This is a genomic window from Nitrospirillum iridis, assembly GCF_014205765.1.
GTDB classification, from domain to species: Bacteria; Pseudomonadota; Alphaproteobacteria; order Azospirillales; family Azospirillaceae; genus Nitrospirillum; species Nitrospirillum iridis.
The window spans coordinates 166,692-187,298 of sequence record NZ_JACIIZ010000005.1 but is presented as its reverse complement, the minus strand read 5'-3'; the positions used below and the strand labels follow the sequence as shown (position 1 = coordinate 187,298).

Genomic DNA, 20,607 nt, shown 5'->3' with positions numbered 1-20,607 from the left:
GATCCGGATCAGTTTCAAAGGGTTTTCACGTCTCTCAGCGTCTTCCGGCGCACCTCTGCATGAAGACCGCGCTGTGCGCGCCCGAGGGCACGGGTGTCAATGGGTGGGAAAATGGGGCGGTGGGGGAATGGTTGGGTTGGGATAGGCGTGCTGCCGGTCCAGCCGTCCCTGGCATCTAGGGTCGAAGCCTGGGCGCGTGGCAGAACATGGGCTCCACCGGCTTGATTAGTTATCTGTCGATGGGAGTTGCCGCCTTCCTCATGGCTTCTCCGCCTCGGCCGGTGTCACGGTGGCCTTCACCGTTGGTGCGCCGACATCCTCAGGGCTGGTGATGAAGGCGGCGGCGGGCACCCACTTTTCGCCTTTGTGGCGCCAGGCGCTGATCAGGAGGTCATGGAGCGGATCGCCGTGGGAGGTGGACAGGGCGTTGATGCCGACCACCAGCGTCTCCTTCGGTCCGCGCCATAGATAGTGGGGGCCACCTTCCACCTGGGAATAGGACCAGCCTTCCAGGCTGGGAAAGGCGTTCAGGACCGGATTGTGCATCACCGTCTCATCCACCTCGATGGCCGTGTCTTCCAGTCCGGGGAAACGATAGCCAGGGCCAGGCCCTTTGGTGTCGGGCTCCGGCCCGCCGAAGATGCGAGACCATTCCAGGGCATGGTCCTTCAGGGACTGGCAGGTGGCCCCGTCCCCGTCGCAGGCGGATACCGTTAGGGAATAATCCTGGGCATAGGTGACGTCGATGTCGCAGGCGTCGCTCCAGTGCGCCCCTTGGGCCTGGCGAATGCTCAGGCTTCCGGTGCTCCACATCACCAGCGCTGGATGGTTGGCGGCGTCGCCTGCCAGGGTGACCATGTCAAAGTCGGTTTCATGCAGGCCGTAGTCACAGAAGTTGTCCTCCGTTCCATCCGGCAGGGGCAGCGCCTGCACCGTGCCATCCGGCGTGCGCCGGAAGACGACGAAGTTGGTGCAGGAGGCGGACATTGCGCCCGTGACGCCGATTCTGACGAGGGCATAGTCCTTGCCGATGGGGTCGACCTGACCATCTTCATCCGCAGTTTCACCACGCAGCTGGTAGGCCATCCGGGACATGCGCGCCACCTGCTCGGCCGGCAAGGGCTTTTCCGGTGCTGGCTCGGAGAATAGGCCAGCCACCCGCAACCGATCCTTGAGCGTGCCGTCCGGAACGCCGCCCCTGAAATTATGCAGGACGCGGAAGGTGGCTGCGGCCCGCTCGCAGATGGGCAGGGGCGTCTTCTGGGAAGCCAGCACCGACAGGGCTGCCCGGCGAGCGACCAGCCAATCGGGCAAGGTGTCCTTGGCCACGCCGGCCTGTGCGTTGGCATCCAGGGCCCGCCCATCCTGGACGAACAGGCTGTCCCGGCCCTGCAGCCACCGTCGCTGCTCGGTCTTCAGAGACTCCGCGCCCGATCCGGCCTTGGTGAGCGCGTCCTTGTAGAGGCCGGCGATATCCGCATCCAGCGCGGCTAATGCCGGGTGGGCGCAGATGGCTTTCTCCGCCGGCTTGGTCGCCGCCGCGCAGTCGAAACTGGGGCCGGCGGCCACCGCCTGGGCGGTGCCCGAAAGAAGCAGGGCGACGGTGATCAGGGCGGGAAGGTGGTTCACGGTGGCAGGCAACCGATGGGGGAGACGGAGCGCCAGAATTGAACATTCCTGCCAACAATGCCACAGGGCGTTGAGCTCAGGCGTCAGGGCTTTCCCTGGCCGAGGGCCATGGTCACCGCCGGCACCCCCACCCGCACCTGGTTGAGGGCATAGGCCGCCACGGGTACCAGGGTGGAACCCTCTTGCCGCCAGGCCGCCAGGATCATGGGGCCGGGCTGCCAGTTCAGCATGCCGGGTGACAGGCGCAGCACCAGCGGGCCCTCGGGGCTCCGCCAGTCCAGCAGGGGCGCCTCCTCCTCGAAATTAGGCAGGCCGGTGTAGGTCCAGCCTTTCACGCGGGGGATGGCCAGGAAGGTGGGGGCGAAGGGGCCGTGGTGCGGCGTCAGGCCGTCCAGGGCGGGATAGTCGGGGCGGCCCGGCGGGTGGTCGGCGCCGGTGGACCAGGGGCTGGCGGCCAGGGCCGTGGCCCAGCGTGGTGCCGCCTCGGTCAGGGCCCGGCAGGTGTCGGCGTCGGCGGCGCAGCGGCCGTCGCCCAGGCGGAACTCGGTCTGGTAGGTCGCCTCCACGCGGCAGGCGGCCCCCCAGCGGTCGCGACGCACCGGCCGGATGCGGACGGTGGTCCGTTGGGGGCGGGCGACGGGCCGGGTGGGGCCGGAATCCTGGGCGAAGAAGACCGGGGCGCCGGTGGCGTCCAGGCCGAAGCCGGCGCTTTCCGACCAGCAATAGGCCGCCCCCTGGGCCGATGATCCATCGGCTGGCCGCGTCTCGGGCGGTGGCAGGGCGGGGCCGCCGTTGCCGGCCGTGTCCAGCCAATGGACGCTGAAGCTGGTGCAGGAGGCGGCATCATCCAGCGCCGTCACCGCCACATGGCTGCTGCCGAAGGGCACCACGGCCATCTGGTCGCCGGCGTCGGCCGTCGCTTCGGGCGGCAGCCGGTCGCGCCAGGCTTGGGTCAGTTCCTGCTCCGGCGCTGGGGTCAGCAGGCCGGCGCCGATGAGCTGCTCATCCAGATCGCCCACGGGTGGGCCGCCGTCCAGGCCGCGCGCGGTCGCCAGGGTGGCGGCGACGCGGTCGCAGAGGGGCAGGGCCGGCCTGGTGGCTTGCACGGCCAGGGCCGCCCGGCGCAAGGGCAGGGCGCGGGCCAGGCAGGTGCGTGCCCGCTCGTCATCCGCCGGCGCCAGATCGCCGCACAGCCGGTCCTGCGTCGCCAGCCACCGCGCCTGTTCCGCGATCACCGGTGCCGCGTGCCCGCCCGCCTTGGCCACGGCCAGCTTGTACAGGCGCGCGATCTCCGCATCCTCTGCCCGCAGCGCCGGGTTGGCGCAGACCATGCGGTCCGTCCGCCGGGGCAGGGCGGCGCAGTCCACCTCGGACGCCACCGCCCCGGTTCCCGTAGCGGCAGGGCCCAAGGCGGCGATCAGCGGCAGGGCGGCCAGGAGGCCATACCAGGGGGACCGCAAGGGCGTCAGCCCGGGGCCTTCTTGTAGGCGTCGATGACGCCGTTCCATTCCTCGATCACGCCCTTGTGCTCGGTCATGGCATCGGTCTTGGCCTTGTCCAGGCATTTCAGGTAGGCGGTCATCTTGGTGGTGTAGTCGCCCACCTTCTTCTCCGCCGCCTCCATCTCCGGCCCCTTGGTCTTCTTGCCGGGGGGCAGCTTGGGGCGGTCGGGGCGGGTGCAGGCGGGGCCTTGCGCCGCCGCCGGCAGGGCGGTGGCGACGACGGGGGCGGCGGCCAGCAGGGCGGCCAGCGCCAGGGTGGTGCGGCGGGTCATGTCGATAGGACGATCAATGTTGACGATTAAGCGGGGTGATCAACCTTGCCCGCGGGCCAGGTTCTCCAGCGCGCCGGCATAGGGGCTGAGGTCATAGCCCTGGCGGCCGGCGGCCTCGATGATCTCGGCCACGGGCGTGCCCTTGGACGCGGCACCCAGCGACCACAGGATGGTGCAGCGGGTGCCGGAGCGGCAGTGCGCCAGCACCGGGCCCGGCAGGTTGTCCAGGGCTTCCGCGAAGGCGGCGGCGGTCTGCGGCCCCAGGTTCATGTTGTTGACCGGCAGGTACAGGTATTCCAGCCCCGCTTCCTTGGCCAGCTCCGCCGCGCGGGTGTGGGTCAGCTGGCCCGGCTCCTCCCCATCGGGGCGGTTGTTGATGATGGTGCGGAAGCCCAGCGCCCTGGCCTGGGCGATGTCCGCCTCCTCGATCTGTGGGTGGACGCTGAGGGTGGCGGTCAGGGGGCGGGGGGTCAGCATGGGCGGTGGCTCCGGTTATGGAACGGGCAACGGGGAAGCGGCCAGCGGAGAGGCGGCCGGGGAAGTCGAGGGAGAAGCTACCCCCAATCCCCCGCCCGGTGCCAGTCCGCGTTTTTAGTCCCTCAAGCGCCGGGCGCGGCCGTCCGGCCGCTAGGCTTCCTCGCCGCGCCCTGCGGTACTCGCTCCGGGGTCGGCGGTCGCCGACCTGATTTTAGCGTAAAACTAGCGTTGGTCCTTGACGATCTCGCCGCCCTTGATGACGACGGGGATGTGTTCCAGCAGGGCGATGTCGGCCAGCGGGTCGCCCTTCACCGCCACCAGGTCGCCGTAGCGGCCCACGGCCACGGCGCCGATGTCGTGATCCGTGCCCATGGCCTCCGCCGCGTTGCGGGTGGCGGCGCGGATGGCCTCCATCGGCGTCATGCCCCACTGCACCATCTTGGCGAACTGCTTGCCGTTGTCGCCATGGGGGTAGACCCCGGCGTCGGTGCTGAAGATCATCTTGGCGCCGGCCTTGACCGCCTTGGTGAAATTCTGCCGCTGCAACAGGCCGATCTTGCGCTCCTTCTCCAGGCTTTCGGGCAGCATGCCGGCCTTGGCGCCCTCTTGCAGGATGTAGTCGTCGTCATAGATGTCCATGCCCAGCCAGGTGCCGCGCTTCTTGGCCATCTCGATGCCCTCGTCGTCGATCAGGCTGGCATGTTCGATGGTGTCGATGCCGGCGCGGATCGAGGCCTTGATGCCCTCCGTACCGTGGGCGTGGGCGGCCACCTTCATGCCCAGCGCGTGGGCCTCCTTGGCGATGGCGTCCAGTTCCTCCTGCGTCAGTTGCTGGGCGCCGGGGCTGTCGCCCTTGGACAGCACGCCGCCGGTGGCGCAGACCTTCACCAAGTCGGCGCCGAACTTCTTCACCCAGCGCACCTTCTGCACCATGCCCCAGGGGCTGTCGGCCACGCCCTCGCCCACGCGGCCATAGTCGGCGGGCAGCAGATTCTCGTCGCAATGGCCGCCGGTGGCGCCCAGCAGGGGGCCGGAGACCTTCATGCGCGGCCCGGGCACCAGGCCGCTGTCGATGGCGTTGCGCAGGGCCACGTCGGTGAAGCCGTCGGCGCCCACGTTGCGCACGGCGGTGAAGCCGGCCATCAGGGTCAGCTTGGCGTTGGCGACGCCGGCGATGGCCTTGTCCGCCACGCTGACGCCCAGCGACTCATAGCCGTTCCAGGTCGGCTGGCTGGTCAGGTGGGTGTGCATGTCGATCAGGCCGGGCAGCAGGGTCAAGCCGGGCAACGCCACCGTGCGGGCGTCCGCCGGGGCCGCCACCGCCCCCTGCGCGCCCACCGCCGTGATGCGGCCATCGACGATCAGCGCGGCGGGATGCTCCACCACCTTGCCGGCCAGCACGTCCACCAGATGGTCGGCCGTCACCAGCACCGTCTCCGCCCGCGCGGACGTCGCCGCCATCGCGGCGGCGAGCAGGGCACCCATCATCAGGGCGCCCCGGGCCACCCCGGCCAACCGGCGGCGGGAGAAGGTGGTGGGTGGCACGGGCGTGCGGTTGGGCATGGTGTGAATCCCCATTCGGTGCCGCTAAGGCGTTGGCCGGAAGGTGCCGACGCCGCGTCTTGGCGTCAACGTGACAATCGTGCCAGCGACGCCATGGGGGGCTGGGGGGCACGCCGGAGTCCCGCGTCCGCCAGACCATTAAAAAAATGTTAGAAAGGACCGACGGGATAGGTTCCGTCGTGCGTGCAAGGGGTGTGGCGTACAAAGCGGCCACTCGTCAAAGCCTGGCGCAAAGGCGCGGGCTCCTCCTCTTCCTCCCAAATTGGGGTTCCATATCCGTCCGGATGCCAGTGGGCTTCCCGGGCGCGCGGGGCATCCACCGACCGGCCAGTGGCGAGAGGGCCGGGCGCACGGTGTCCCGGGGCGTGCCAGGGGTCAGTCGCGGTGGGGTTCGGGGGCCTGTCGCCGCCCGCGGGCGGGCGGGGTCTGCTCCGTGTCGCTGTTGGCGGCGGCGGATGATGGCGGCTGGGCGGGTGTCGTCCCGGAAGGCCCAAAAAAAACCGACGCGGACGCCCCCAGGGCGGCGGCTGTCGGTGGCTGCCAATCCTTGAGCGCCGCGGCGACCAGGTTACGTTCCATCCGCTCCAGCATGCCGGGGGGCGGTTCCGCGTCCGGCGCGTCCGCGGCGATCAGGCGTTCCAGGCGCCGCATCTCGCGCACGCGGGACCGGGCATCATGGGAGGACAGCAGCAACGCCGTGACGCCCCGCTGATGCTCGACCGGCCAAGCGCGGAGCTGGGCCCCGAATTGGCACAGCAGGTCGTCGAGTTCCTCAGGCGTCATCAAAAGCATCCCGGGACCGTATGGCCGTTTTGCGGAAGGCGGAGCGAAGGCGCTGACGCGCGCGCTTCAGCAAGGCTTCCGCCGCCACCACGGTGGTGTTCATGGCCGCCGCCACTTCGGCCGCGGACATCGATTGATCGTAATATAGGGCGAGCGCCACCTGCTGACTAGCCGGAAGTCGTTGCCGGGCTGTCCGCAAAACTGTGGCTAATTCCTTTTCCAGGACGATTTCATCGAAGCTTTGACTGTCGTCCAGGATGTCTTCGGTTAACTCCAGGCTGTTTTCCGCTGGCCGGCGGCGGTAATCGATACAGCGGTTGATGACGATGCGATGGATCCAGGTGGTGAACTTGGCACTGACGGGCTGCCAGGTCTCGCGATGGTTCCATACCTGCAGGAAGGCGTCCTGCACCACGTCCTCGGCATCGCTGTCGTTGGGCAGGATGCGGCGGGCGACGGCGTAGAGGCGGCGGAAATAGCGGCGGATCAGCAGGCGGTACGCGTCGACGTTGCCGGTTTTCAGCAGGGCCATCAGCATCTCGTCCGTGGCGTTGGCCAGGTCGGTCGCATCCAGCACAGGGGCCAGCACGGGGGTCGCCAGCGTCACACCGCCCGCGTCCAGGATCGCGCCGGCCGGCCGGCCGCGCGAATAAGGGGAGCTCGTCATCGTCACCGCCACCTCTTTTTCTTACCCCCGGGGTCGGCCTGCCGCCTCTTCCGGGTTTCCCCTGGGCGGTCCGCCGCCCCGGTGTTTATCCGGGCGGCTTTCGCCGCCCCAGTATCTGTCCAGGCGGCTTTCGCCGCCGGGGAATTCATCGATCCGCTCCGTCCCTGAAGATGGCCCCAATCCTTCTTCAGGCCCCCTCCCGGTGGTCCCGCGTCCCCCGCAGACCCCCGGATTACCAAGATTAAACGGGGCAAAAGCCGTCGGTCGTTCCTGAAAACGGCATGCCGCCGTCATCACTCCGCCTTCGGCGCTTTGGCCCACAACCGCCGGTGTAGCGCCAGGCGCTCCTGGATGCGCCGCACCCGGCTGGGGACATCGCGTCCCCCGGCCGCCCTGCCCAGCGCCAGGATGAAGGCGGCGTAAAGCTGGCTTAGCGCCTTGCCGGCGGCGCCGCCGACGGTGTTGGTCATCACTACCTGCAACCCTGTGTAGATCTTGATCGCGTGCACGATGTCGGCATGGAAACGGTCGAACTGCCCGTCCCGGGCGTGGCGTTCGGCCGACATGCACAGCTGCAGCGCCCGGTCCTGAAGCGCCTCCACCACCTTGTGGGGGGGCAGGGTCTGTTTGGCCGATCCGTAGGCGCTGGAGGCGCGCTGGAACGCGGAATGGTTCATGGCCGTCTTTCACTTTGGAGGAGGGATGGGAAAATGCGGGTGTCCCCCCGGCCGGCGCCGGCGGAACGGGCCGGCATCAACTGCTGCTGCTGCTGGAGCTGGAATACGCCTTGAGGGTCTTCAGCAAGTTCGCCGCGGTCTGCGCCTGGGCCTCCAGCTTGGCGTAGTAGGTCGTTAGCTGGGTGCCATAGGCCTCGGCGCGGCTGCGGATGTCGTCCGCCTTGGTGGTCAGGTCCGTGTCGTAGTCCGTCAGATTGTCGATCAAGGTCTGTAGGGTTCCGCTGTCCTTATCCCCCGCATTGTCCGAGGTATTGTAGATCTGGTCGGCCAGCCCGCTGCTGGTGCTGACGCTGGCCGTCAGGCTCTGCGAGCCCAAATAAACCAGCGTCATTCCTGCATATGCCGTGCCATCCTTGCCGATGATGCGGGTGCCGCTGATGGTGAACAGCGATGTGTCGCCGCCCACGCCGGCGGAAGCGATGGAGCCGTCGTCGTTCATGGTGATGTCCAGATTGAAGGACAGGCTGGCGGTGCTGTCGGGCGAGCGGAGCATGGTCAGTTCCGTGGAACTACTGGAGTAGTTGAAGCCCAACAGGGTCTCCAGATCGTCGAGGTTGTCGCTGAGCGCGCTGTCCAGCGTCGTGCTGTCGATGGCCAGCGTGTTGTCGCTGTTGAATGAAATCCCCAGCGAGGAGATGGAAAAGGTGCCGTCCGTCAGGTTCAGGGAGTTCTGCAGCGCGGTGGAGATGGACCGCACCTGGCTGTCGGCGAACAGCACGGCCGAACTGGCCGGGCCACCGTCGGTGCCGGTGGCCTGCTGGGTGGAGATGAAGTTGCGGACGGCGTTGTAGGCCGTGACGAAGGTGGAAATGCCGCTCTTGATGGCGCTCAGGTTTGCCGTCAGTTCCATGGTGATGGTGGAGCCGACGTCGGTGGAGCTGTCGTAGTCGCTGGAATAAAGGTCCAGCGTCACGCCCGATAGCACATCGCTGATGACGTTGCTGCTGCGCTGGATGTCGATGCCGTCGACCTCGATCTCCGACCCCTGCGCCGCCGTCAGTTCGTCGGCATAGCTGCCGTCGGCGTTGGTGACGCCCAGCGAGCTCAGGATGCCGCTGCTGTCGTTGCTGAACTCAATGGCCTTGCCGGTGTCGGTCGCTGTCAGCACCAGTTCATAGGCGCTGTCCGACACCTGGATGATGCTGGCGGAAACGTTGGTGCTGTCGCTCTGCTTGTTGATGGCGCTGGCGATGTCTTTCAGGCTGTCGGTGCTGCTGACGCTGATGGTGGCGGTGGACCCGTCTGCCAGCCCCAGCGAGAAGGTGCCGGACAGGTTCAAGGCGCCCGTCTGGCTGGTCTGGGTGGTGCTGCCCAGCTTTTCCGCCGTGGCCAGCTGCTTGATGACGATGGTGTGGGTGCCGGTCGCGGTGCCGTCGTCCACCGACACGCCCAGCATGTCGGAGGCGGAGACGCTGGAACTCCCCCCCGACAGATACGCGGTGCGTTCGGAGAACAGGTTGGTGCTGGAACTGTCGACGGGGTTGGACAGCGCCTCCGCCGCCGACGCCAGCGTGTTCAGCAGCGTCTGGAAATCCTCATAGGCCGAGATTTTGGTCTCGTTGTCCGAGACCTCGCTGTCGATGGTGTCGGCCCGCGTCTCCTTGGCCGCCACGGCGCTGGCCACCAGGGCGGAATAGTCCAGGCCGGTGACGGAAGACGTGGAGCCCGACGTGCTGGACGTCGAACTGGTTGTGCTGCTGGATATTGTTGACACCGCCATGGCTGGAACCCCGTTCGCCCCTTGACCCTACCCTCTCCATGAAAACTGGGGGCGCCCGCTGAGGGCGCCCCCGTTCAGTCCTCACTGCAACAGCTTCAGCAGTTCGGAGGGCAGCTGGTTGGCCTTGGCCAGGGCGTTGATGCCGGCCTGGACCAGGGTGTCCTCGTTCGACAGCTTGGTCTGTTCCGACGCCACGTCCACGTCCATGATGGCGGATTGCGCCGATTCCTGGTTCTCGATGGAGGTGGAGATCATCTCGCCCTGGTATTCGAAGCGGGAGATCTGGGCACCCACCTTGGCGCGGGCGGTGGACAGGGCGCTGATCGCCGACTTGATGGTGGTGATGGCCGACGTGGCCCCATCGGAGGTCGAGACGCTGGAACCGGTCAGGCCCAGGGAACTGCTGTCCACCGTGGTCAGCGTGATGGTGATCGTGTCCGTCGTCGCCGTGCCCACCAGGAAGGTGACGCCGGAGGACCAGGAACCGGTGCCGTCCAGCAGGCTCTGACTGTTGAAACGGGTGCCGGTGGAGATGCTGTCCACTTCGTCCGTCAACTGCTGGTATTCGGCATCGATGTAGCCGCGCTCCGTATCCGTCACGGTGCCCGAGACGGATTCGGTGGCCAGCGATTCCATGCGCTGCAGGATGTCGCTGATGCGCGCCATGCCACCGTCAGCCGCCTGCAGGATGGATTCGCCGTTCGAGGCGTTGGTCGACGCCTGGTTCAGCATGGTGACGTCGGACTGGATCTTGGTGCCGACCGCCAAGCCGGCGGCGTCGTCCGACGCCTTGGTGATGCGGGAACCAGACGCGATCTTGGAAACCGAGGACGATTCCGCCTCGGAATTGCTGTTCAGGTAACGCAGGGCGGAGTTCGCCGCTGTGTTGGTGGTGACTACAGGCATCATGGACCTCCATGTGGTTGGCGAGAGGTTCTTGGGGCTGCCGCCTTTTGCGGCCGGGCCGTACTCCCCCTCACACGGTTCAACGGCAGGTCAGATGAAAGCGGGCGCGTTTTTTTCGCTAATTTGCGAAAAACTTTGGGCGCCTACAGGTAGTTCACGAGGCTCATTTTCTGCGACGCGGCAATCGCCTGCATCGTCGCCTCTAAAGACGTCTGTAACGTCGAGACGGTTGTTGAGACTTCCGCCAAGTCGACGCTCTTTATGTCGCTACTTTGATCGCTGGCGAAGGAGTTTATGTCTGAAAGGTGGCTGGATGCTGTCTGTATTCTCGATGAGGTGTCCGATAATGTTTGGCCAATGTCGCTTAAGCCGCTGGAGGCGGTGTTGACCAGATCCAGGGCGCTGGTCAGGGTGTCGTCGTCCAGCGGGGTGGTGTTGCTGATCATGTTCAGGGCCCGCATCAGCTTCTCGATGGAGGGGTCGTCGGCGGTGACGCCATAGCTGATGGTCTGGCTGCTGGAGACGCGTACCGAGGCCAGGGTGTCGTTGCCGCTGTAGTAGCTGGTGTCGGCATCGCTGCTGGACGTCAGGGCGCCGTAGGTGGCGCTGTCGACCGAGACGGGCGCGTGCGTCGTGTCGCTGCCGCCGAAGATGTATTGCCCGCCATAAGTGTCGTTGAGGATGGAGGCGACGTCGGACAGCCAGCCCGACGCCTCCTCCTGATAGGTGCTGCGGCTGGTCTCGTCGGTGGACATGGCCTCGCTGATGGCGGTCTTCAGGCTGGTGGCGATGTCGGAGATGCTGGTGATGTCGGACGCGATGGCATCGATCTTGGTCACGGCGGCATCCGCGTTGGCGATCAGCGTGCTGGAATAGCTGACCTCACTCTCCAGGTTCACCAGCAGCTTGACGTTGCCATCCAGCCCGGTGCTGGCCAGGCCCGCGTAGGTCGTGGACTTGGTGCTGGTGGATTCCTGCACCTGAGCGCTGTTCAGCGCGGATTCGTTCTTCAGCATGTACTGGACAAGGGCGTTGTGGGCGCCGCTGGTCGATATCCGGTTCATCGGCGGACCCCTCCCTTAGTTGACCATCTCGATGGTGGCGGTGAACATTTCCTGGAGGGTCGACATGATCTTGGCGGCCGCCTGGTAGGCCTGCTCCAGCGTGGAGACCATCGCCGTCTCCTCATCCAGGCTGACGCCGGACTGGGAACTCAGCGCCGTGGTGGCGTCGTCCAGGGTGGAACTGGCGGTGTCGGCCTTGGTCGACGCGGTGGAGGCGGCGTTGGCGGCGCTGCTGATGATGGTGGAGGCGTAGCCCGACAGGGTGGTGGTGGCCTTGGCCAGGCCGCCGGCGCTGCTGAAGCTCTGGGTGGTGGTGAAGGCGCTTTCCATCGCGCTGATGATGCTGACGTCGCCGGAGGTGATGGCCGTGTCGCCCACGGCCAGGTCGCTGCTGTCCGACAGGGTGCCGGTGGGCAGCAGCGAACTGTCGGCGGCCAGCGAGCTGTTGACGGCGATGTCGCTGGCGCCGGTGCCGGTCAGCACGTCGTTCAGGCCGAAATACAGCGAGGCGCCCTCGCCGTCGGAACCGACGCTGCTGTCCATCTCGTTCACGGCGATGCCGTCGCTGCTGTCGGCGGCGGCGATGGTCAGGTGGCCGCTGCTGTCGATGCTGGCGGTGAAGTTGCCGCTGGCGTTGATGGTGTCCAGCAGGTCCTGCACCGTGGACACGCCGCTGAGGTCGATGTCCAGCACCGCGGCGGTGTCGTCGTTGCTGTCCACCGCCGCCAGTCGCAGGGTGCCGGTGCCCGACAGGCTGTCGCTGGCGCTGACGGTGGCCGTGCCGGTCAGCGAGGTGGCGGCCGGATAGCTGGTCCCCTGGTTGGAAATGGTGTTGACCGTGGTGATGACGGTGCTGGCCAGGTTGTCCAGCCGGCTTTGCTGGTCCACCAGGGTGTCGTCGCGTAGCGTGACCAGGGCGCCGATGGCGCCGGTCTTGACACTGCTGGTGATGTCGGTGCCGTCCACGCTGATGGCGCTGAAGCCCGTGGGGTATGTCGTGTCGGCGGTGACGCTGCTGGCGGCGGTGTAGCTCAGGGTGTGCGCGGTGCTGCCCACCAGCACCTGGCCGGAGGTTGTCGACACCTGCATGGCGCCCGTGCTGTCCACCGTGTAGCTGACGCCCAGATAGCTGGACAGGGTCTTCAGCTGGGTGTCGCGTTCGTCCTCAAGGTCGGCGGTGGACTGGCCGGCGGCCTTCGCGGCCACGATCTGCTTGTTCAGGGAGGCGATGGTGGTGATGGCCGTGTTGGCCGAATCCACGTCGGTGGCGATGTCGCTGTCGGCCTGGGCGCGCAGGCCCTGCACCGTGCTGGAGGCCTGGCTGAGGGTGGTCGCCATGTCCTGCAGCGCCGTCACCGTGGCGCTCTTGTCCGTGTCCGTGCCGCCGCCCGACGCCAGTGTGGACAGGTCGCTGGTCACCGTGTTGATGACGTCGGCGATGGAGTCGCTGCCGGACACGGTGCCATAGGCCGAATCCACGTCGGACAAATAGCTGCTGAGCACGCTGGCCTGGCTGTTGGACGAGGTGGAGGAGACCACCTGGCGCAACAAATATTCGTCCACGTCGCGCGTCACGCTGCTGACGCTCACGCCCGACGTCTGGCCGTTGACGGTGACGGCGGATTGGTTGGCCGTCTTCTTGGTGTAGCCGTCGGTGTTGGCGTTGGCCGTGTTGGCGCTGGTGACGGTGATGGCCGTCTGCGTTGCCGTCAGGGCGGACTGGGCGATGGAACCAGCGGTGCGGAGCGACATGGGACGGCTTCCTTCACGCGGTGAACTGGACGCAGTGGCGCGCCTGGACGGTGTCCAGGCGGATCTGCCGGCCGCGTGCGGGGTAGTAGCCGCGGACGTCCTGGGTGCGTTCCCGCGTCACATGCAGCAGGCCTTGCAGGCGGGATTTGCGGCCCTTCAGTTCGGCCGCCATGCGGGTCTGCACCGCCGCCATCTCGGCCATCAGGCCCTGCAGCTGCGGCGCCCAATGGCTGGCGGTGGCGGCGCGCCCCTGGACGGGGACCTGGTGCAGCGTGACGCGCAGCAGCGCCTCCGCCTCACGCAGGTGCTTCAGCGCGTTGTACATGGCCCGGCGCCGCTCCAGCGTCGCTTCGCCGAGGCTGGCGGCGGCCTGGAAGGCGGCGAAGGCTTCCAGCATGGCCGGCGGGAACTGGGTGCCGCCCGGTGGCGGCGGCGGCAGGGCCGGCACGGCGGCGGCGGTGGCGGCGGGTTCGGGTGCCGGCGCGGCGATGGCCGGGGCGGCTTGCTGCGCGCTGAACAGACGGGAAAGAAAGCGGGTCATCGCGTTCCCCGGCGGTAGGAGGGCAGGTAGGCGTTGCTGAGGGCCCGGGAGTAGAGGGTCAGCGCCCTGGCGCGTTGCTGCTGCACCTGGATCAGGGGGCGCAACTCGTCCAGTGCCCGCTCCAGCCGCTCCTGGTATCGGGTCAGGTCGTCGATCAGCGCCAGCTGGGCGGCCCGGCGGATGCCGCCGCCGACCCGCACGCCGGGGGTCAGCGCGGAGCGGACGGCCGCGTTCAGGCGCTTGCCCTCGCGTAGCAGGCGATCCAGCCGGACGGGATCGAAGATGGAAGAGCCGTCGTTCGGTGATGCGGAAGAGGGATGGTGCGTCATGGCCTGGCCCTCCCTTACCGCTTGGCCTGCAACAGGGTGTCCATCATGTCTTGCGCCGTGGACACGACCTTGGCCGCGGCCGAATAGGCCTGCTGGGCGTAGATCATCCGGCTCAGCTCGTCAGACGTGTCGACGTTGGAGCTTTCCAGCGAGCTTGACTCGATGGTGCCGGCGCCGTCGCTGCCCGCTTCCTTGAGGGTGTAGGAGCCGGACGCCGTGGACTGGGCGTAGGTCTGGCCGGAGACGGCGGTCAGACCGTCCTCGTTGGCGAAGGTGGCCACGGGGATCTTGTAGACCGTCTTGGACTGCCCGTTGTCGAAGTTGGCGACGACGCTGCCATCCGTATTGATGTCGACGCTGCTGAGCGTGCCCTTGGCGTAGCCGTCCTGCTTGGTGCTGGTGACGGTCACGCCGGCGGTGGTGGAGCCGCTGGCGTATTGGGTGATCGATCCGCTGCCGCTGTTCTCGCCATAGTCCAGCGTGATGCTGCTGTCGGTGGCGCCACTGCTCCAGCCCGTGATCCCCAGCGTAATGTCGGTGGTGGGCGAGGCCAGGCTGCCGTCGCTGTTGAAGGTCAGGGTGACGGGCGTGCCGCTGCTGGTGCCGGTGACGGTGGAGCCGTCGGTGGCGGACACGGGGTTGCTGGCATCCAGTTCCCAGCTGTTGGTGCCCGTCTTGGTCCAGCTCAGGGTGACGGTGCTGCTGTTGCCCAGGCTGTCATAGACCTCGGTATCCGTGGTGTAGCTGTCGCCCACCGCGGCGTCCGAGGGCAGGTTCATGGAGGTTGTCACCTTGGTCGTCGCGTTGGGCGAGCCGGTGATGTCGTTGAGGTTGATCTTTTCCAGGCTGGCGGTGTCGCTGCGGTTGGTCGCCAGGATGTTGCCGCTGTCGTCCGTGGCCCACCCTTCCAGGTAGTAGCCCTCGGAATTGACCAGGTTGCCGTTGTCGTCTTCGCTGAAGCTGCCATCGCGGGTGTAGTAGGACGAGGTGCTGGTGCCGTCGTTCACCACGAACATGCCGTTGCCATCCAACGCCAGGTTGGTGGTGGTGGAGCTCGAGGTGATGTCGCCCTGGCTGGACACGGTCTGCACGGTGCTCGCCGTGACGCCGCCATAGTCGGCCGAGCTGGACTGGCTGTCGGTCAGCAAGGCGGTGAAGGACGTGTCGGTCGCCTTGTAGCCGGTGCTGGACGAGTTGGAGATGTTGCTGGAGATGGACGTGAACGCCTTGGACTGGGCGTACAGGGCCGAGGTGGCGGTGTTCAGGGCGCTGAAGATGCTCATGGCCGTGGTTCCTTGGGATCAGAAACGGCGGTTTCCGGGGTGAGGCCGCCACCTCAAAATCTGTTTGAAATCAGAGGATTGACGTCACTTCGTCCATGTCGATCTCATAGCTCCCCAGCGTCAGCTTGGCGGTGCCGGTGGAGGTGTCGACGCCCGTCACCTTGCCCACGCCGTAGGCGGTGACGGAGGAAGCGGCGCTGTCGGTGGTCGCGGTGATGGACAGGGTGTAGGTGCCGGAGGTGGCGGTGCTGCCATCCGTCTCGGTGCCGTTCCAGGTGATGTAGTTGGTGCCGGCGGTGGTGGTGCCCGATCCGGTGTAGACGACGTTGCCGTCGCTATCGCTCACCGTGTAGCTGACGCTGTCGGCCGCCGACGACAGGCTGTAGCTCCACATGGCGGAGCCGTCCTGCATCGGGGCCTCATCGCTGTCGGTGGACACGGTCTGACCCAGGTAGCTGTAGGCCGGATAGCTGCTGGTGAAGCTGCTGAGCGAGCTGCTGATGCCGTCCAGGTAGGTGTTGGTCGCCTCCTGCGCCTGCAGGCTGGACATCTGCACCAGCTGCGTCGTGAAGGTGCTGGTGTCCATCGGGCTGGTGGGGTCCTGGGTTTCCAGTTCCTTCAGCAGCAACGTCATCATGGAGTTGAAATCGCCCAGGATGCTGGAGGACGACGAGGACGAGGTGGTGCTCGTCGTTGTGCTGGTGCTGGAACTGGTGCTGCTGACCGACGTCATGATCCGACCCCCATCCTCCGGCGGCCCGCAGGATCCCTGGAATGGGAGCCCGGCCTGGAATTGGCTTTCGATCGGTTCAACGCCAGCCTTCACAGAAGCGGGCGCACTTTTTTTGGAGACTTCAAAAAAAAGTTACGCGCATCGAAGTCGAGGTGCGGGCTATATGCTTTGTCTCGGTTTGGGAGATACCGACATTCAAGACATCGAGTATTTAGATAGGCAGAAATTTACTAGTAATGTATTGCCGATCGGCAGTTTTTTCCTAGTGCGCCAAGGATGTCCGTCGGAATCGTTCGCAAAATTGGCGGAAACCCTGGGTTTCCGGGCGCGGCCGGTCCGTCGGCGCCTAGGCAAATTTTACCCACCCACGTGTGCGGGCCGCACACGGGCGCGCGTCGGGCCGACGGGTTGCCCGGCGCCGCGCGTGAGGGGATTGGGCTCGTTTACGGGAAAGGGCGGCCATGGGCGCGACGCGACCACGGGGTCAGGTGCCTCAAGACGATGGGATGGCGGACGACCCGTCGCTGGCGGCGGCTGCGGCGCTGTTGGCGGCCGGGCGGGCGGATGCCGCCTGGGTCCTGTGCCGACCGGCGCTGGCGGTGGGCGTTCGCACAGTGCCGTGGCTGGCGCTCGCCGGCCGGGTGCTGCTGGCGCTCGACCGTGCGGCGGAGGCTGAGCCCGTGCTGGCGCTGGCCGCGGGCACCGCCCGGCCGGGGCCGGCGGCGGAACTGGGCCTGTTCACCTTGTGGGGTGTGGCGTTGCGCCGCCTGGGCCGCGTCCCCCAGGCGGAACCGGTGCTGCGCATGGCCGTGCGCCTGTCGCCCGAGGATGCGGTTTGTCACAGCAACCTGGCGGCCGTGCTGCGGGTGCTGGACCGGCTGGCGGAGGCGGAGGCCGCCGCCCGCGCCGCGTTGACGCTGGATCCGGATCTGGTCAACGCCCACGTCAATCTAGCCTCCATCCTCATGGCCCGGGGACAGGCGGTGGCGGCGTTGGCCGCCAGCCGCCAGGCCCTGGCCCGCGACCCCGCCCAGGTGGAGGCGCTGTATACCCAGGCGGCGGCCTTGCAGGCCCTTGATGATCTCCCGGGCGCCGCCGACGCGTGGGACCGGGCGGCGCGCGCCCACCCGGACGAGGCTCGTCTGGTCTTCGGCCGGGCCAACCTGGACTTGGCGCGGGGTGATCTCGCCCGGGGCTGGGCCGGCTACGCCGCGCGCATGGCGGCCGACCCGCACCGTTTCCGCCCCGCGCCCGGCCTGCCGCCCTGGCGGGGCCAGCGCCTGGACGGCCCGCTGCTGATCTGGCGCGAACAGGGGCTGGGGGACGAACTGATGTTCGCCAGCTGCTATGCCGACGCCATCGCTGCCGCCGGTTCGGCGGTGGTGCGCTGTGATCCGCGCCTGGTGGGCCTGTTCAGCCGCGCCTTCCCCACGGCGCGGGTGGTGGCGGAGGCGCGCGGATCGGAGGGGACGGCCGATGCGGCGGAGGCTTTGGCCGTGGCGCAGACGCCAGCGGGCGCCTTGCCCGGCCTGCTGCGCCGGCGGCTGGCCGACTTCGACAAGCCCGAAGGATATTTGCGGGCCCGGACGGATCTGGTGGCGCACTGGCGAGCCCGCCTGGCCGATCTGGATGGCGGCTCCGCGCCGACGTTGAAGGTCGGGGTGTGCTGGCGCAGCGGCCTGGCGGTGGAAAGCCGCGCCGGGCGGCAGTCCGCGCTGAAGGACTGGATTCCCCTGCTGGCCCGGCCCGGCATCAGGGCGGTCGCGTTGCAATATGGCGACACGGCGGCGGAACGGGCGGAGCTGGGCCCCCTCGGCCCCCACCATTTCTCCGATCTGGATCAGCGGGATGATCTGGAGGGGCTCGCGGGTCTGCTGTCGGCCCTGGACCTGGTGGTCACCGTGCCCACCGCCACGGGTGAACTGGCCGGCGCGCTGGGCGTGCCGGTGTGGCGGTTGGCCGGGGAGCTGGACGTCACCTGCCTGGGCACCGGGGCGCGGCCCTGGTTCCCGTCGATGCGCGTATTCCGTACGGGCGGGCTTGCCCCCGTGCAGATCATCCAACGGATGGCGGCGCAGATCGCGGCCGGGATCTAGAAACGCCAAAGCACACCCCGGCCATGGGCGGGGTGTGCTTTTGACCAGGCGTCGTCAGGAGGCGTGGCGCAAGGCGGGCGGGCGCTCGGCGTACGGGCGGATGTGATCGGCCCGGCGGGAGCGGTCGCGGACGATGCGCAGCGCTTCCAGCAAGGTGCGGCGCTGGTGGGCGTCGAGGTCGGCCAGCAGCAGATCGTTCACCGCCTGGCGCAGAGGCTGCAACCGGCGCAGCACGGCCAAGCCCTCCGTCGTGGCGGACAGCAGCTTGCGGCGGCGGTCGCTGGGATCGTCCTCCTGCCGGATCAGGCCCTTGCGCAGCAACTCCGTCACCGTGGCGCTGATATGCGGGCGGGACAGGCCGCGGGCGGCGGCGATCTCGGAGGAGAAGATGCAGCCCTGGCGGCCCATGTCGGCGCTGAACGCGTCGCTATGGGGGTCGTTGGCCGGCAGGGCGGGGCCGTCGTTGAAGTTGCGGTCGCCCGCCACGTTCATCAACACGGTCCACTGCGGCGCCGTCAGGCCGGCTTCTTCCAGCAAGGGCTCGCTATGGCGGACCAGGGCGTTGGCCACGTCGATGACGCAAAGCGCGATGGCGTCTTCGGCGCGGAAATGGGCAAGGGCGTCGGGCATGGAATGGAACCCCCACGTAACTGTTTTCATGCCCCCACCATGATGCCTCCGATCCAGTTCGGCATTGACCAGGATCAATAGCGACGCGCCCCGAAAAAAACAGGTGGGAAAGAAACTGGCGGAAAGCAGAAACAGAAAAGGCGGCCGACAAAAGCGCCGGCCGCCCTTTTTCATCAGTGATACGGGCGCCTGGGGCGCAGGGATCACAGCGTCCGCAGGTTGCCGGCGGCCGACTTACCCTTGCGGGGATCGTGCTGCAGGTCGAAGCTGACCTTCTGCCCTTCGTTCAGCGAACGCAGGCCCGCCTGTTCGACGGCGCTGATGTGGACGAACACGTCGGCGGTGCCGTCCTCGGGCTGAATGAAGCCGTAGCCCTTGGTGCTGTTGAACCACTTAACGGTGCCGATAGACATGGTGTCTCCTTGAGGGGTGTTTTCCCGGTCCGGCGTCGCCCGGCCGCGGGCGTGCGGGCGCCGGGCATCAAATCGTGACGGGGTGCCAAGCCGGTGGACCGGGTGGGGCGCCGCGACAAATTCGACGCCAATAGTCATGGAATCGACATGGCGTCAGGACAAGCAAGAAAAGCTGAACAATACTTAAAGTGACCGGTTGGCTGTACTGATGGGTGATGGGGGATCGCCAGCCTATATAGCCCCGGAGGGGCGTCGGCTGATGGGAGTAGGCCGGTGGCGCCCCGGCGTCATCGCGCCCTCAAGGCACCACCCGCGTCGGAATGCCGAAGACGCGCAGCGCCTCGCGCAGTTCCGGCAGGGCCCGCTCCACCACGGCCTTGCCTTCGGCGATCGCGTCCTCCGCCCGGTCGAATTCCAGAAGGCCGATGTGGCCCAGGCGGGGCTTGAGGTGGATATCCGGCGGTTCACCCGCCAGGCGGGACCGGGTGATGCGGTCCAACGCGATGCCCAGTGACGTCGCCATCACGCCGAACATGCCGGGCCCCTCATACTTGGGCGGCTGGGGGGGACGGGCGCGGCGGCGGGACTGCAGGAAGGTGGACAGGAATTCGAAGTTGTTGCGGGGGTGGGCGTCGGCCTCGGCGCCGTTTGCCGGCGGGGCCTCCATGTCCTCCGTCGCGGGGGCGGCGTCGGGTGGGGCGGCGGCCGTGGCCTCCGCGTCATGGCGGCTGCGGGTGCGGCCGATGATATCGGCGTTCAGGTCCACCGCCACCACCATGGCGGCCCCCATGGCGCGGCAGGCGGCCACCGGCACGGGGTCGACCAGGGCGCCGTCGACCAGCCAACGGCCATCGACATGGCTGGGCGGGAAGATGCCGGGCATGGCGTAGGAGGCGCGCATCGCCTCCACCACCGACCCGCGGCGCAGCCACACCTCCTTGCCGGTGGCCAGGTCCGTGGACACGGTGATGAAGGGGGCCGCCAGGTCGTCGAAGGTGGCGTCGCCGATATGCTGGTTCAGTTCGGCCAGCAGCTTCTCGCCGCCGATCAGGCCGCCGCCGCTGCGCAGGCGTAAATCCAGCAGACCCAGGATGCGCATCTTGGTCAGGTTGCGCGCCCAACCCTCCAGCGTCTCCAGGTGGTTGGCCAGATAGACGCCGCCCACCAGGGCGCCGATGGAACAGCCCGACACCACGTCGGGGGTGATGCCGTGCTGGGCCAGGCCCTGCAGCACGCCGATGTGCGCCCACCCCCGGGCGACGCCACCCCCCAGCGCCAGACCAAGCTTGGGACGGGAATGATGGCGTTCCGGATGACGGTCGGGCATGGCGGCGAGATACTCCGAAGGGGGCGGCTGCACAGTGATCTAGGGGGCGGGGCCGGTGATGACAGCGTACCGGCTTCTGTTAGGCGGTGAAAGTGGCGCGGGCAGGGCGGACATGGGGCCGAAAGGGTGCCGGGCTGGCACGAGCGCGCGCGTCTGCTATGGTGCGCGGTCTTTTCCATCCGT

At 67.7% G+C, this 20,607-nt stretch carries 20 protein-coding genes; 1 reads left to right on the top strand and 19 read right to left on the bottom strand.

The features are described from left to right. Positions 1-258: 258 nt before the first annotated feature. The 16 genes from FHS74_RS10470 to FHS74_RS10395 all read right to left on the bottom strand — a co-directional run bounded on the left by FHS74_RS10470 (position 259) and on the right by FHS74_RS10395 (position 15,958). Positions 259-1,629, bottom strand: coding sequence for a lysozyme inhibitor LprI family protein (locus FHS74_RS10470; protein ID WP_184800146.1), 1,371 nt, complete (start codon positions 1,627-1,629; stop codon positions 259-261). Between the two features lie 83 nt (positions 1,630-1,712). Beyond that, positions 1,713-3,089 (bottom strand): lysozyme inhibitor LprI family protein, encoded by a 1,377-nt coding sequence (locus tag FHS74_RS10465; RefSeq protein WP_184800144.1) that lies wholly within the window; start codon positions 3,087-3,089, stop codon positions 1,713-1,715. A 5-nt stretch (positions 3,090-3,094) separates the two neighbouring features. Next, a complete protein-coding gene (locus FHS74_RS10460; protein WP_184800142.1) occupies positions 3,095-3,403 on the bottom strand; it encodes a hypothetical protein in 309 nt (102 codons plus the stop codon). A gap of 39 nt (positions 3,404-3,442) precedes the next feature. Then, the gene (locus FHS74_RS10455) at positions 3,443-3,880 is read right to left on the bottom strand and encodes a protein tyrosine phosphatase family protein (protein WP_211106218.1); all 438 of its coding nucleotides are present in this window, start codon (positions 3,878-3,880) and stop codon (positions 3,443-3,445) included. A gap of 222 nt (positions 3,881-4,102) precedes the next feature. Continuing rightward, on the bottom strand, positions 4,103-5,443 hold the full coding sequence (locus FHS74_RS10450) for a Xaa-Pro dipeptidase (RefSeq protein ID WP_246463044.1): 1,341 nt from the start codon (positions 5,441-5,443) through the stop codon (positions 4,103-4,105). Positions 5,444-5,818: 375 nt separating this feature from the next. After that, the gene (locus FHS74_RS10445) at positions 5,819-6,226 is read right to left on the bottom strand and encodes a hypothetical protein (protein ID WP_184800141.1); all 408 of its coding nucleotides are present in this window, start codon (positions 6,224-6,226) and stop codon (positions 5,819-5,821) included. Continuing rightward, positions 6,216-6,893, bottom strand: a complete 678-nt coding sequence (locus tag FHS74_RS10440) for a sigma-70 family RNA polymerase sigma factor (protein ID WP_184800140.1) — start codon at positions 6,891-6,893, stop codon at positions 6,216-6,218. Before FHS74_RS10440 ends, FHS74_RS10445 begins: the two co-directional genes overlap by 11 nt. A gap of 293 nt (positions 6,894-7,186) precedes the next feature. Continuing rightward, positions 7,187-7,570 (bottom strand): flagellar export chaperone FliS, encoded by a 384-nt coding sequence (locus FHS74_RS10435; protein WP_184800139.1) that lies wholly within the window; start codon positions 7,568-7,570, stop codon positions 7,187-7,189. Positions 7,571-7,646: 76 nt separating this feature from the next. Continuing rightward, entirely contained in the window at positions 7,647-9,350 is a 1,704-nt protein-coding gene (gene fliD / locus FHS74_RS10430; protein WP_184800138.1) for a flagellar filament capping protein FliD, read from the bottom strand. A gap of 81 nt (positions 9,351-9,431) precedes the next feature. Continuing rightward, a complete protein-coding gene (locus FHS74_RS10425; RefSeq protein WP_343066901.1) occupies positions 9,432-10,259 on the bottom strand; it encodes a flagellin in 828 nt (275 codons plus the stop codon). Between the two features lie 140 nt (positions 10,260-10,399). Then, the gene (locus FHS74_RS10420; protein WP_184800135.1) at positions 10,400-11,320 is read right to left on the bottom strand and encodes a flagellin; all 921 of its coding nucleotides are present in this window, start codon (positions 11,318-11,320) and stop codon (positions 10,400-10,402) included. Between the two features lie 15 nt (positions 11,321-11,335). Further along, positions 11,336-13,072 carry a flagellar hook-associated protein FlgK gene (flgK, locus tag FHS74_RS10415; protein WP_184800133.1) on the bottom strand — a complete coding sequence of 579 codons (1,737 nt, stop codon included), beginning with the start codon at positions 13,070-13,072 and terminating at the stop codon, positions 11,336-11,338. Positions 13,073-13,085: 13 nt separating this feature from the next. Then, positions 13,086-13,613 (bottom strand): hypothetical protein, encoded by a 528-nt coding sequence (locus tag FHS74_RS10410; RefSeq protein WP_184800131.1) that lies wholly within the window; start codon positions 13,611-13,613, stop codon positions 13,086-13,088. Next, the gene (locus FHS74_RS10405) at positions 13,610-13,942 is read right to left on the bottom strand and encodes a hypothetical protein (protein WP_184800129.1); all 333 of its coding nucleotides are present in this window, start codon (positions 13,940-13,942) and stop codon (positions 13,610-13,612) included. Before FHS74_RS10405 ends, FHS74_RS10410 begins: the two co-directional genes overlap by 4 nt. A gap of 14 nt (positions 13,943-13,956) precedes the next feature. Then, the gene (gene flgE / locus FHS74_RS10400) at positions 13,957-15,225 is read right to left on the bottom strand and encodes a flagellar hook protein FlgE (protein WP_184800127.1); all 1,269 of its coding nucleotides are present in this window, start codon (positions 15,223-15,225) and stop codon (positions 13,957-13,959) included. A 70-nt stretch (positions 15,226-15,295) separates the two neighbouring features. Then, positions 15,296-15,958, bottom strand: a complete 663-nt coding sequence (locus FHS74_RS10395) for a flagellar hook assembly protein FlgD (RefSeq protein WP_184800125.1) — start codon at positions 15,956-15,958, stop codon at positions 15,296-15,298. A gap of 506 nt (positions 15,959-16,464) precedes the next feature. Here FHS74_RS10395 and FHS74_RS10390 point away from each other — a divergent pair. After that, the gene (locus FHS74_RS10390) at positions 16,465-18,054 is read left to right on the top strand and encodes a tetratricopeptide repeat-containing glycosyltransferase family protein (protein WP_184800123.1); all 1,590 of its coding nucleotides are present in this window, start codon (positions 16,465-16,467) and stop codon (positions 18,052-18,054) included. Between the two features lie 54 nt (positions 18,055-18,108). Here FHS74_RS10390 and FHS74_RS10385 read toward each other — a convergent pair whose 3' ends face one another. The 3 genes from FHS74_RS10385 to FHS74_RS10375 all read right to left on the bottom strand — a co-directional run bounded on the left by FHS74_RS10385 (position 18,109) and on the right by FHS74_RS10375 (position 20,424). Further along, complete coding sequence (locus FHS74_RS10385; RefSeq protein ID WP_184800121.1) at positions 18,109-18,684, bottom strand: MarR family winged helix-turn-helix transcriptional regulator; 576 nt, start codon at positions 18,682-18,684, stop codon at positions 18,109-18,111. 203 nt (positions 18,685-18,887) lie between these two features. Beyond that, positions 18,888-19,097 carry a cold-shock protein gene (locus FHS74_RS10380; protein WP_040849967.1) on the bottom strand — a complete coding sequence of 70 codons (210 nt, stop codon included), beginning with the start codon at positions 19,095-19,097 and terminating at the stop codon, positions 18,888-18,890. A gap of 298 nt (positions 19,098-19,395) precedes the next feature. Next, on the bottom strand, positions 19,396-20,424 hold the full coding sequence (locus FHS74_RS10375; RefSeq protein WP_184800119.1) for a patatin-like phospholipase family protein: 1,029 nt from the start codon (positions 20,422-20,424) through the stop codon (positions 19,396-19,398). Positions 20,425-20,607 lie beyond the last annotated feature (183 nt).